The sequence below is a fragment of the Pseudomonas sp. FDAARGOS_761 genome, assembly GCF_013343155.1.
Taxonomy (GTDB): Bacteria; Pseudomonadota; Gammaproteobacteria; order Pseudomonadales; family Pseudomonadaceae; genus Pseudomonas; species Pseudomonas aeruginosa.
The window spans coordinates 671,333-684,013 of sequence record NZ_CP054572.1; the positions used below are offsets into that span (position 1 = coordinate 671,333).

The following is a 12,681-nucleotide window of genomic DNA, read 5'->3' on the forward strand; positions in this document are numbered from 1 at the left end:
GATGGCTCCCGATCTGGCATCCCTGCAACGTATCTCCGGCGACTCCGCCATCGACCAGTGGTTGCAGGTACCCGGCAGCTGGGTCGAGGAGCCCAACGAGCGCCGCGGCGGGGCCAGCGGCGTGCAGCGGGTGTACACCGGCGATGGACGGCTGCTTTATCGCAAGCAGCAGACCGGCCACGTCTACCGCGACTGGCAGCGCCCTTTCGGCTATCCCACCGCCATGCGCGAGCGCGATGCGCTACGGGCCTTCGAGTCGCTTGGTATTCGCGTGCCGCGCCTGGTCTATTCCGGCTGCCGCAAGGTCGACGGACAATGGCAGGCGCTGCTGGTGACCGAAGCCCTGGAGGGTTTCTCCAGCCTCGACGAGTGCTATGCGCGCGGTGACCAGGACCGCTGGGGCGAAGCGAAGCACCAAAGAATTCTGCAACAAATCGGCGCTACCATTGCCCGGATGAATCTCGCCCACTGGCAGCACGGTTGTCTCTATCCGAAGCACATCTTCGTCCGCGTCGAGGGCGAGGCCATCGAAGTAGCGCTGATCGACCTGGAGAAGAGCCGCCGCCGCCTTACGGTGAACAAGGCGTCCCAGCACGACCTGAAGCAGTTGAAGCGCCGTTCGTCGTGGACTGGCGCGCAGTGGCAAGCCTTCATCTATGGTTACCAGACGGCGTTTGGCAGCGCCATCAAAGGGTTGCAGACATGAAATTAGAAATCACTCGAGGTTTGTTGCTGGTCGGCGCTCTCGCCGTGGCTACAGCCGCGGCTGCCGCCTGGCACGAACCCGCGCCGAACGTGGTGCAGATGAGCGGCGGTCATGAGTACTGCCCGACACCTTCGGCGCTCAAGGCCGAGCGGCCGACGCGCCAGGAGGTCCAGCCGAACAAGGACATCCTGCTGCTGATGTTCGGTCTTTCCCAGGGGGGAGCCAGCCTGTCGCGCTGAGTCTCCTTGTCGAAAAAGCCCCGCCTTGGCGGGGCTTTTTCATGGGCGATGAGATCGTCGGAGGCATGGGCCGAATAAGGACCAGGCCTCATGCGCCACCTTGCCGCAGCGCGCCAGGCTTGCCCTAGGCGACCTGGAACACGTGCTTGAGGTAGTGGATGAAGTCAGGGTCCCGGCATTGCGCCTTGCCGGGCGTATCGGAGATCTTCGCCACCGGATGGCCGTTGCAGGCGCTCATCTTCACCACGATGTTCATCGGCTCGACGCCCGGCAGGTCGCAGGTGAAATGCGTGCCTATGCCGAAGCTGACGTTGATCCGGCCCTGTAGCGCGCGATAGATCTTCAGGGCCCGCGGCAGGTCGAGGCCGTCGGAGAACACCAGGGTCTTGGTCAGCGGGTCGATGCCCAGCTTGAGGTAGTGGGCGATGGTCTTTTCCGCCCACAGCAATGGGTCGCCCGAGTCGTGGCGGAGGCCGTCGAAGAGCTTGGCGAAATAGAGGTCGAAGTCGCGCAGGAAGGCATCGGTGGTGATGCAGTCGGTCAGCGCGATGCCGAGCAGCCCACGGTATTCGCGGACCCAGCAGTCCAACGCGGCACTCTGGCTGTCGATCAGGCGCGGACCGAGCTGCTGGTGGGCCATCAGCCATTCGTGGGCCATGGTGCCGAGGGGCTTGAGGTCGAGCTTGCGTGCCAGGTGGACGTTGCTGGTGCCGACGAAGCAGCCCGGAAAGTCCTCCTTCAGACCGCTCACCACCGCCTCGTGGACCCGATAGGAGAAGCGGCGGCGGGTACCGAAGTCGGCCATCTTGAAGCCGGCCAGTTCCTCGGCGCTGGCCTCCCGGCGCAGCCAATCGAACTTTTCCTGCAGGCGTTCGCGCGCCTGCTCGACGGTGGCGGCCGGGTAGCGGGCGCGGTTGCGCACCTCGCTGATCATCGCCAGCAGCGGCACTTCGAAGAGGATCACGTGCAGCCAGGGGCCTTTCAGGCGCAGGAAGAATTCGTCGTTCTCGATGCCGGTCTGCACGTAGCGCGGGTTGAAGCGGAACAACCCGAGGAAGCGGATGAAGTCCGGCGCGAGGAAGGGAATCCGTTCGAGGAAGGCCAGTTGCTCGTCGCTGATCGCCAGGCCCGCCAGGTATTCCAGTTGTTCGCGGATGGCCGGCAGGTACAGGCGCAGGTCTTCCTGGTTGCGGCAGCGGAACTCCCACTCCACCTCGGCGTTGGGATAGTTGTGCAGCACCGCCTGCATCATGGTCAGCTTGTAGAAGTCGGTATCCAGCAGGTTCTGCACGATACGTTCGGAAAAAGCGCTCTCGGCCATGCTCGTCTCACCACTGCGTTTCAGCGGGCAGTCTACTGGAGGCGGCTGCCGGCGGACATAGGATCGCGCCCGGAGGGCTGTGGGATGGAGCGACAGCGCCGGCGGACAGCGCTGTTGTCGCTGTCCGCCGTTTCCGATCAGTGTGCGTTTGCCGCTTGCGTCACGCCTGGCGGGGCATCCGGCCTGGCCACCAGGGTGTAGATGCACGGCAGGACGAACAGGGTGAAGAGGGTGCCCACCGACATGCCGGTCGCGATCACGATGCCGATGTCGAAGCGACTGACCGCCCCGGCGCCGGTGGCGAGGATCAGCGGGATCACCCCGAGCACCATCGCCGCGGTGGTCATCAGTACTGGCCGCAGGCGGATCGCGGCGGCCTGCTCGATGGCCTCGCGACGCTCCAGCCCCTGTTCGTGGCGCAACTGGTTGGCGAACTCGACGATCAGGATGCCGTGTTTGCTGATCAGGCCGATCAGTGTCACCAGGCCGACCTGGGTATAGATGTTCAGGCTCGACACGCCGAGGAACAGCGGTATCAGCGCACCGCAGATCGACAGCGGCACGGTGACCATGATCACCAGCGGATCGCGGAAGCTTTCGAACTGTGCGGCGAGGACCAGGAAGATGATCGCCAGGGCCAGTCCGAAGGTGACCAGCAATGCGCTGCCTTCCTGCACGTATTGCCGGGAAGCGCCGGCGTAGTCGACGGCGAAGCCGCGCGGGGCTTCCTCGCGGGCGATCTGCTGAACCGTCTCGATGGCCTCGCCCATGCTGACGATGGGGAAGCCGGAGATGATCGCCGAGTTGAGCTGCTGGAACTGGTTCAGTTGCCGCGGCCGTGCCCGTTCGTGGGTCTCGATCAGGGTCGAGAGGGCGACCAGTTGGCCGTTGCGGCTCTTCACGTAGTAGCTGCCGAGCCAGCCGGGATTGTCGCGATAGGGGCGTTCGACCTGGGCGATGACCTTGTAGCTGCGCCCGTCGATGGTGAAGCGGTTGATCTCGCCCTCGCCGAGCAGGCTGGCCAGCGCCACCCCCAGGTCTTGCATGGAGACGCCCATCTGCGCGGCCTTCTCGCGGTCGATGTCGACCACCAGCTCGGGTTTGTCGAACGCCAGGTCGAGATCGAGGAAGGCGAACTTGCCGGACTCGCTGGCGCGCTGCTTCACCCGTTGCGCCACTTGCAGCAGCGACTCGTAGTCGTTGGCGGTGTTGAGCACGAACTGGAATGGCAGGCCCTCGCCGGTGCCCGGTAGCGACGGCAGGTTGAAGGCGAAGATCTGCACGCCGGGAATCTCGTTGAGCTTCGCCTGCACCGCATGGAGCAATTCCATCTGGCTCTTTTCGCGTTCGTCCCAGGGCTTGAGCAGCATGCCGCCGATGCCGGCCTGGACGCCGTTGTAGCCGTTGATCTGGAACGCCGAGTAATACTCCGGGAAGCTGCGGAAGATGCCTTCGAACTCGGCGGTATAGCGATTCAGGTAGTCGAGGTTGGCGGTCTGCGGCGAGTTGGTCATGAGGAACACGATGCCCTGGTCCTCTTCCGGCGCCAGCTCCTTCTTGGTGAACATCAGCAGTACCGGGATCAGCGCCAGTACCAGCACGGCGAACACCAGGACCACCGGACGGGTGTCCAGGGTGCCGTGGAGGGCGCGCTGGTAGCGTCGCTTCAGGCCCTCGAAGATCAGGTCGAGGCGATGCGCCAGGCCCGAGGGATTCTCCTCGTGGCGCAACAGGCGCGAGCACATCATCGGCGACAGGGTCAGGGCGACGATCCCGGAAATGATCACCGCGCCGGCCAGGGTGAAGGCGAATTCCTTGAACAGGGCGCCGGTGAGGCCGGTGAGAAAGCCGATCGGCGCGTAGACCGCGGCGAGGGTGATGGTCATGCTGACCACCGGTACGGCGATCTCCCGCGCGCCCTCCAGGGCGGCCTCGAAGGGCGGCTTGCCCTCCTCGATGTGGCGGTGGATGTTTTCCACCACCACGATCGCGTCGTCCACCACCAGACCGATGGCCAGGACCATCGCCAGCAGGGTCAGCAGGTTGATCGAGTAGCCCATGGCCTGCATGAAGAACAATACGCCGATCATCGACAGCGGAATGGTCACCACTGGGATCAGTACCGAACGGAACGCGCCGAGGAACAGGAACACCACCACGATGACGATCAGCACCGCCTCGCCGAGGGTCTTCACCACTTCATCGATGGAGGCCTGGATGAAGCGCGTGGCGTCGTAGGCGATGGACACCTTGAGGTTGGGCGGCAATTGCTCTTCCAGTTCGGGCATCTTCGCCCGCACTTCCTTGATCACGTCCAGCGGGTTGGCGCTGGGCGTGCCCTTGATGCCGATGTAGACCGAGGGAATCCCATTGAACGAACTGATCGCGTCGTAGCTGGCGGCGCCCAGTTCGACCCGTGCGACATCACCCATCAGCACCCGGCGGTCGCCGTCGGTCTTCACCGGGATGGCGGCGAAGGCCTGGGGCGACTTGAGGTCGGTGGAAGCATTGACGCTGGTGACCACCAACTGGCCCTTCACCTCGCCGGCGGCGGCGAGGAAGTTGTACTGCTGCACCGCCTGGTTGATCTCGCCGGCGGTGACGCCGAACGCGGCCATCTTCACCGGGTCCAGCCACAGGCGCATGGCGAACACCTGGTTGCCTAGGATCTCCGCCTCGGCGATACCGGGCAGGGTCGCCAGCTTGGGCTGGATCACCCGCGACAGGTAGTCGGTGATCTGCGGGTTGTTCATCTGCTCGCTGTAGAAGCTGATGTACATCAGCGCCGAGGCATCCGCGGCCTCCTTCTGCAGCACCGGGTCCTCGGCGTCCGGCGGCAGTTGGCTCTTCACTTCGTTGGACTTGGCCAGCAGCTCGGTGACCAGGCGATCGGTATTGGCGCCGATCCGCGCGTAGATGGAGATGGTCGAATAGTTCTGCCGGCTCACCGAGGTCATGTAGTCGATGCCTTCGGCGCTGGCCAGGCTCTGCTGCAGCGGTTGGGTGATGTAGCCCTGGATGGTCTCCGCGTTGGCTCCGGCGTAGAGCGTGGTCACCGTGATCAGCGCGTTCTCCATTTGCGGATACTCGCGGATCACCAGCTTGCTGAAGGCCTGCATGCCGAGCAGGACGATCAGCAGGCTGACCACGCTCGCCAGGACCGGACGACGGATGAACGGATCGGTAAAAGCCATGTTTCAGTCCCTTGGCAAGCCTTCCGCCTTGGAGCGGGAAGGCGCGCGACTCAGTGCTCTTGCTGGAGGTCCCGCTCGGCGACGATGGCCACCGCGGCGCCGTTGTCGAGCTTCAGTTGCCCGGAAGTCACTACCTGCTCGCCGCCCTCCAGGCCTTCGAGCACCACCGCCAGGCCTTCGCGGCGTTCGCCGATCCTGACGAAGCGGCGCTCGACGACCCGTTGCGGCTGGCCCTTGTCATCCTTCGACACCTGGCCCTGCTCGTCCTTCTTCTGCCCGACGACGTAGATCGAGTCGCCGTAGAGGGTGAAGGTGATCGCCGTCTCCGGCACCACGACGCGTTGTTCCTCGCCAGGCAACATCACCTCGAGGTTGGCGAACATGCCCGGCAGCAGCTTGCCGTCCGGGTTCTCCAGGGCGGCGCGGACCTGCAGGTTGCGGGTCTCGTTGTCGACCTTGGGGTTGATGGCGGCGATCTCGGCGTCGAACACCTGGCCCGGGTAGGCGGCGACCCGGACCTTCACCAACTGGCCGCGGCTGAGCAGGGGGAAGTCCTGCTCGGGCAGGTGGAAATCCAGGAGCAGGGTGGAAAGGTCCTGCAAGGTGGCGATCGGCGTCCCGGGCGAGACGTAGTCGCCGACGTCCACCTGGCGGATGCCGATGGTCCCGGCGAAGGGCGCGAGCACGCGCTTCTTCGCCAGCGCCGCCTTCAGCTCGGCGACGGTGGCGCTGGTCTTGGCCCACTGCGCGGCGAGACGGTCGAATTCGCTTTTCGAGATGGCCTTGCTGCCGATCAGTTCGCGGCCGCGCTGGTACTCGGCCCTGGCCAGGCCGAGATCGGCCTCGGCAGTGCGCAGGGTGGCTTCCTCGACGTCGCTTTCCAGCTGGATCAGCGGTTGGTCCAGCTTCACCTGGTCGCCGGAAAGGAACAGTACGTCGCGTACCGTGCCGGAGACTTCGGCGGTGAGGGTCACGCCCTGGAATGCCTTGAGGCTGCCGATGGCTGGCAGGCGGCTCTGCCAGGGACGCTTTTCGGCCAGGCTGGCGGTCACGCTGATCGGCGGTTTCGGTGCGCTGAAAAGGGCGATCTGCTGACGGATGGAGTAGACCTTGTAGCCGGCGAGAATCGCCACCACGGCGATCACCGCGGCGAGCATGATCAACATGCGGCGGAGCAACATAATCCTGGTCCCTGGTATGCCGAGAGCGCCCCGTTTCGGGGCGAATCCGACACATTACGTGCAGCTTTCAAGGCTTGTCAAAGCACAGGATTGGCGAAAGATTTCAAGCGTGTTGCAGGTCGCTTCCGACTTTCGCGGACCGGTATGGCGAGAGGTTGATGCCGCGCTCTCAGGCCAGGTGCAAGTGGTTGTCCCAGAGGCCGGAAGGCAGCTCCAGCGGTTGCGCGGCAATGCGCTCGCCCTGGCAGTCGTAGAAGCGGCAACGGCCCTGTCCGGACGTGACGACGAAGCCGTTCTTCACCGCGCCCACGCCGGCGCAGTCCGGCAACGGCGCGTCGAGGCGTACGGCACCGCTGTCCAGGTCCCAGATGAAGAAACGGTTGCCGCGCGGGGCGGTCAGGGCCACCAGGCGCAGGTCGTCGTGGATCGCCACGCTGGCGGTGTACTGGGCCATCGCCAGGCGCTGCTCCTCGGCCACCGGGAAGGCTTCGAAGGGACAGCCGGGGCGCTTGATCGCCAGCAGGTCGGCATGTTCGTGGGCATCGCCCATGAACTGCTGGCCGGCGACGATGGTGCCGTCGCGACCGATCGCCAGGTGGCGGACGCTGTTCATCTGCTGCGCCAGGGTTTCCTTGGACAGCAGGTTGCCGTCGCGGCGCATCAGCACCAGGCTGGGCTCCATGGCGTCGAGGTTCATCTCGACCCGGCTTTCCGCCTCGGTGCGAATGCCGCCGTTGGCCACTACCAGGGTCTCGCCGTCGGGCATCCAGGAAACCTGGTGCGGCCCGAGGCCGTGAGTAGATATCTCGCCGCTGTGCTGCAGTCGCTCGCCGTCGAAACGGTAGACGCCGAGCACGCCGCGACCGGGATCGGTAGTGTCGTTCTCGGTGGCGTAGAGCCATTCGCCGCTCTGGTGGAACACGCCGTGGCCGTAGAAGTGGCGGTCTTTCTGCGAGACCAGGGTCTGCAGCAGGCGACCGTCGTTCAGGTCGATCAGGTAGCTTTCGGTGCCTGGCCGGCGGGCGACGAACAGCGCCAGCGGCAGGCTCGGGTGCTGGACGATGTCGTGGCAGCGCTGGGCCACGCGGGTGGCGAACTGGCACTTGCCGTCCAGGCGGTAGCCCACCGCGTAATGCTGGCCATCGGCGTCGTCGCGCGCCGACAGCACCAGCGGTTGGCTACCCTGGCGGCTGAAGCTCCAGCCGCCGAAGGACAAGGCGCCGAGCAGCAGGCTGCCCAGGCCGATCACATGACGTCGCAGCATGGTGCCGACCTCAGTCGCCATCGTTGGCGTTGAAGCCCAGTTGCACGCCGAGGGCGCGGGCCAGGTCGCCTTCGTGCAGGCGGTGGACCACGTTCAGGCTGTCATAGAGGGCGTTGAGCTGGTTGCGCCCGTCTTCGCTGGCGAGCAGTTCGGAGAGCGGTTTCTGTTCCAGCGCCGCCAGCTTCGCGTGGCTGTCGGCGTAGGCGGCGTCGATCTTGCCGGCCAGGGCCTTCTGTTCGGCCGGCAGCAGGGTCTTCAGGCCCTTGCCGTCGATACCTTCCCAGAGCGCCTGGGCGCCGCTCAGGCTGGCGTCCAGGCTGGCCAGCGAGGCGTTGCTGCGCCAGGCCTCGGCCTGGTAGGGCTGGGGAATGCCCTTGCTCTGCCGGCCCAGCGGAGTACCGAGTTTCTTCTTCAGCATGTCCAGGGCGGTGACCTGGACCCGCAGCAGCTCGGCGATCGCCTCGTGGGCGTCGGCGTAGCGGTCGTTGGGGAACTTGCTCATCTGGGTGAGCATGCCGCCGTCGTTTTTCCAGCGCGCCAGGATGTCCTGGGCCAGTTGCTGCTGGTGGGTGCCGATGGCTTCCAGCAACGGGCAATAGCGGGCCTTGGTGGCGGCGTCGGCGAGGTCGATCTTGCTGTCGAAGAGGATGTATTCGTAGGCGGAGAGCCCCTGCACCACCACGCTGGCCTTGGCCAGGGCCGCGGCGTCGACCTGCGGGTTGTTCTTCAGCAACTGTTCGACCTGGCGCCCGACCAGATCCTTCTTGTCCGGCCAGAACTGCACCTGCCAGGCGCGGTTGCCCTCGGCCAGCGGGCCGATCAGCAGCGGTTGCAGCTCGGCCCAGGCCTTCTGCGCGGCGTGGAACGCGTCGCGGGCCTTGGCCAGGTCTTCCTTGCCCTGGCAGTAGGCCAGGGCGCTGCTGGCCAGGGCCTGGTCGGCCTCCACCCAGCGGCTGTAGGTCGGCAGGATCACCTGTTGCGCCAGGGCGGCACTGGTGACGGCCTGCGGGTCTTGCGGCGAACAGGCGCCGAGGGCGATGGCGAGGCTGGTCAAGAGCAGTCGTGGGCGGAACATGTGGGCTCCTCAGAGTGAATTCAGGAAGGCCAGCAGGGCGCTGCGCTGGTCGGCGTCGAAGCCGAGCACGTGCCGCTTGGCCGCTTCGGCTTCGCCGCCGTGCCAGAGGATCGCCTCCAGCAGATTGCGGGCGCGCCCGTCGTGGAGGAACTGGGTGTGACCGTTGACCGTTTCGGTCAGGCCGATGCCCCATAGCGGCGGGGTTCGCCAGTCCCGCCCGCTGGCGAGAAATTCCGGGCGATTGTCCGCCAAGCCGTCGCCCATGTCATGCAGCAACAGGTCGGAATAGGGACGAATCCGTTGGTTGGCCAGCTCCGGCTCGCTGGCGTCGGAACCGGTAGTGAAGGCGGGAACGTGGCAGGCCACGCAGTTGGCCTGGGCGAACAGGCGCTTGCCGGCCAGCACCTGCGGGTCGTCCACCTTGCGCCGCGCCGGGACCGCCAGGTTGCGGCTGTAGAACAGCACCTGGGCGAAGATGTTGTCGCTGACTTCCGGCTCGCCGCCGTCGGGCGCCCGGCGGCACTCGACCTGGGCGGCGCTGCAGTCGTCGTGGGGCAGCAGGCTGCTGGTCAGGCCCATGTCGTTGGCGAAGGCGTGCGCGTTCTGCTGCGGGATATCCGGCTGGCCGGCCTTCCAGCCGAAGCGGCCGAGCGCGGTGCGCTGCCGTGCGGCATCCCAGACCTGGTTGGCGCGCCCGCGGATACCGTCGCCGTTGCGGTCGTCCGGATCGGCATTGGCCAGGATCGCCTCTTCGGGAATCGCCTCGAGCAGGCCGAGGCCGATCATCGGCGGGGCGACGCGGGCGGAAAACATCGTCTGCGGATGCATCGGCCCATAGCCGAGCTGGCTGATACGCAGGATCGGCTTGCGCAGTTCGACCTCGGTGCCGTCCTCGAACCTCACCTTCATCGGCTCGTAGTCCATCCGCACCTTGCCTTCCGGGGCGACGCCGGGAATGCCGACGTCCTGCAACTGGCCGCCGTAGGTCGGCTCGGGAATCACCCCCTGGTGCAACAGGGTCTTGCCGTCCGCAGGGCCGGCCGGGATCGACAGGCGTACCAGCATCGACACCGCGCTGACCGCGTCCGCTCCCGGCGGGTGGCCGCGGCCGTCCTTCACATGGCAGTTCTGGCAGGCGTTGGTATTGAACAGCGGTCCCAGACCGTCGCGCGCGGTGGTGGAGGAAGGGGCGATGACCCAGGGGTTGCGGAAGAAACTGTTGCCCACGCTGAAGTCCAGGCGCCGGCTCGGGGCGAGGTTGGCGGAGGGCAGGGAGAAGGCGTTGCGGTCGCTTTGCAGCACCGTGGTCGTGCCCCCGGACAGGTGTTCACCGGGCTCGGCGCGCAGCGGTTCGTCGTCGGCGCCGCATCCGCCCAGAAGGAGCGCCGTCAGGAGACAGGCGAGCGGCATGGAAGGTGACGGCAACGACATCGGCGAACATCCCGGACTGCGTGGAAACAGCCCGCAAGCTTACCAGTTGGAGCTAATCAAAATAAGAGGGATTTGCGTTTGTAAAGGCCCGCGAAGTCCGCTTTCGAGGCCCTGAAACGCAGCGTGCGGCCATGGGCCGCACGCTGTTGGCGCAGGAAGGAATCAGAACTCGTGGTCGGCGTTGTCCGGCTTCAGGTCCTGGATACCCAGCTTGCCCGCGGCCTGCTCGATGGCGCCGGTCTGCTTGACCAGGGCGGCGATGGCGTCGCGGATCTTCTGCTGGCCGTCCTTGTTGTCCGGAGCGATCATCTGGTCGAAGTGCACGCCATCCTTCTCGGCGCTGTCGACGATGGCCTGCAGCTTGGCCTCGGTGTCGGCCAGGTCGGCCTTCAGGGCGTCGTTGGCGGCGACGTCGGCCTTGGCGACCAGGTCGGCCAGGCTCGGGCCCTTGACCACGCTGCCGTCGATGCGCTTGTACTCGCCGAGGTAGATGTTGCGGATGCTCTTGCCGTTGAAGAACAGGGTGTGGTGGGTGTCGTCGCTGAAGCAGTCGTGCTCGTCTTCGGTGGAGTTGGCCTCCAGCGCGACCTTCATGCGCTCGCCGGCCAGTTCGCCGAGGGACAGGCTGCCCATGCCGAAGAACATCTTGCGCAGGCCGGTATCCACCGGTTCGGCCTCCAGCTTGGCGCGGTAGTTGTCGGCGACGCCGGCTTTCCACTGTCCGGCCATGTATTCGAGGTCGCTGACCAGCAGGTCGGTGACGGCCTTCAGGTAGGCGGCACGACGGTCGCAATGGCCGCCGGTGCAGTCCTTGCCCTGGGCATAGTCGGTGGCGGGACGGTTGCCGGCGCCGGGACCGGTGCCGTTCAGGTCCTGGCCCCAGAGGAGGAACTCGATGGCGTGGTAGCCGGTGGCGACGTTGGCTTCGGAACCGCCCAGCTCGTTCAGGCTGGCCAGTTTCTCGCCGGTGATTTCCTTGACGTCGATCTTGTCTTCGCCGACCTGGATCTCGGTGTTGGCGACGATGTTGGCGGTGGCGCCGGGGTTGCCCAGGGCGTGCTGGTAGTCCTTGGCGACATAGTCGATCAGGCCTTCGTCCAGCGGCCAGGCGTTAACCTGTCCTTCCCAGTCGTCGATGATCGCGTTGCCGAAGCGGAAGGCTTCGCTCTGGGAGTAAGGGGTACGAGCGGCGAACCAGGCTTCCTTGGCGGCTTTCAGGGTCTCCGCGTCAGGCTTGGCGAGGAACGCGTCGATGGCTTTCTGCAGGTCCTTGGCGGTGCTCAGGGCATCGGCGAAGGTGGCTTCGGCGAGGTCCGCGTAGTTCTTGATCACTGCCTTGGCGGCGGCCTCGTCGACCTTGGCGGCCGGGGCGGCGGCGGGCGCGGCGGGCTGCGTGCTGGCCGCCGGTGTTGCGGGCGCTTCGGCTTTCTTGTCGTCGCCGCAGCCGGCGAGGGAGATGGCGAGGGCCAGCAGACTGGCGGTGGCCAGGGGCATACGAGTCATGGCGGATTCCTTTGCTTTATTGGTGGCGTGCCGAAGCGGCGTGCGCTTGTCGGAAACACCCGCGAGGGCGTTAAAAAACCGCCACATAATGCGAAAGATTTGCATTTTTGAAAAGGGCGCAGCGTGATCGCCGTCGTGCCTGGACATGTCGGGCGCAGCTAGAATGCCAGTATCTTCGTCCGGAGCTCCGTCCATGAGTCTGACCGCTATCGCTTTCTGGGTTGTCCTGCTGCTGCTCGCCGGCTACGCGGTGGTGCTCTACAACGGCCTGGTACGGCTGAAGCACGCCGTGGGCAAGGCCTGGGCCAACATCGACGTGCTCCTCAAGCAGCGCCATGACGAGCTGCCGAAGCTGGTCGAGGCCTGCAAGCAATACATGCAGCACGAGCGCGCCACCCTGGAGCGGGTCATCGCCGCCCGCAACGCCGTCGCCAGCGCCCGCGAGCGCGCCGACGTGAATGCCCTGGGCAAGGCCGAGAGCGGCCTGCGCGCCGGCCTGGGGCAGCTCTTCGCGCTGGCCGAGAACTACCCGCAGCTCAAGGCCAACGAAAGTTTCCAGTTCCTTTCCCAGCGCATCAGCGGCCTGGAGAACGGGATCGCCGATCGCCGCGAGCTGTACAACGAGGCGGTGAACCTGAACAACGTGCGCATCGAGCAATTTCCCGACCTGCTGATCGCTCGTGTCGCTGGCTTCAAGGCCGCCGAGCTGTTGCAGTTCAGCGAGGCGGAGAAGGTCGACGTCGATCTCAAGGCCCTGTTCGGCTGAG

At 65.8% G+C, this 12,681-nt stretch carries 10 protein-coding genes; 3 read left to right on the top strand and 7 right to left on the bottom strand.

Going from position 1 to position 12,681, the window contains the following annotated elements; translation table 11 throughout:
- Position 1 precedes the first annotated feature (1 nt).
- Positions 2-706 (top strand): lipopolysaccharide kinase InaA family protein, encoded by a 705-nt coding sequence (locus tag FOC67_RS03215; protein ID WP_003094029.1) that lies wholly within the window; start codon positions 2-4, stop codon positions 704-706.
- On the top strand, positions 703-945 hold the full coding sequence (locus FOC67_RS03220; RefSeq protein WP_003102660.1) for a hypothetical protein: 243 nt from the start codon (positions 703-705) through the stop codon (positions 943-945). Before FOC67_RS03215 ends, FOC67_RS03220 begins: the two co-directional genes overlap by 4 nt.
- A 124-nt stretch (positions 946-1,069) precedes the next feature.
- Here the strand turns inward: FOC67_RS03220 and pncB are convergent, their stop codons facing one another.
- The 7 genes from pncB to FOC67_RS03255 all read right to left on the bottom strand — a co-directional run bounded on the left by pncB (position 1,070) and on the right by FOC67_RS03255 (position 11,914).
- Complete coding sequence (pncB, locus tag FOC67_RS03225; protein WP_003102657.1) at positions 1,070-2,266, bottom strand: nicotinate phosphoribosyltransferase; 1,197 nt, start codon at positions 2,264-2,266, stop codon at positions 1,070-1,072.
- Between the two features lie 137 nt (positions 2,267-2,403).
- A complete protein-coding gene (gene mexW, locus FOC67_RS03230; RefSeq protein WP_003110732.1) occupies positions 2,404-5,460 on the bottom strand; it encodes a multidrug efflux RND transporter permease subunit MexW in 3,057 nt (1,018 codons plus the stop codon).
- A 50-nt stretch (positions 5,461-5,510) separates the two neighbouring features.
- The gene (gene mexV / locus FOC67_RS03235) at positions 5,511-6,641 is read right to left on the bottom strand and encodes a multidrug efflux RND transporter periplasmic adaptor subunit MexV (protein WP_003102651.1); all 1,131 of its coding nucleotides are present in this window, start codon (positions 6,639-6,641) and stop codon (positions 5,511-5,513) included.
- 169 nt (positions 6,642-6,810) lie between these two features.
- Complete coding sequence (locus tag FOC67_RS03240) at positions 6,811-7,905, bottom strand: DUF1513 domain-containing protein (protein WP_003110734.1); 1,095 nt, start codon at positions 7,903-7,905, stop codon at positions 6,811-6,813.
- A 10-nt stretch (positions 7,906-7,915) separates the two neighbouring features.
- The gene (locus FOC67_RS03245; RefSeq protein ID WP_003094017.1) at positions 7,916-8,980 is read right to left on the bottom strand and encodes an imelysin family protein; all 1,065 of its coding nucleotides are present in this window, start codon (positions 8,978-8,980) and stop codon (positions 7,916-7,918) included.
- Between the two features lie 9 nt (positions 8,981-8,989).
- Positions 8,990-10,411 (bottom strand): di-heme oxidoredictase family protein, encoded by a 1,422-nt coding sequence (locus tag FOC67_RS03250; RefSeq protein WP_009315953.1) that lies wholly within the window; start codon positions 10,409-10,411, stop codon positions 8,990-8,992.
- 162 nt (positions 10,412-10,573) lie between these two features.
- A complete protein-coding gene (locus FOC67_RS03255; protein WP_009315954.1) occupies positions 10,574-11,914 on the bottom strand; it encodes an imelysin family protein in 1,341 nt (446 codons plus the stop codon).
- 193 nt (positions 11,915-12,107) lie between these two features.
- Here FOC67_RS03255 and FOC67_RS03260 point away from each other — a divergent pair, with 193 nt between their 5' ends.
- Complete coding sequence (locus tag FOC67_RS03260) at positions 12,108-12,680, top strand: LemA family protein (RefSeq protein WP_003134692.1); 573 nt, start codon at positions 12,108-12,110, stop codon at positions 12,678-12,680.
- Position 12,681 lies beyond the last annotated feature (1 nt).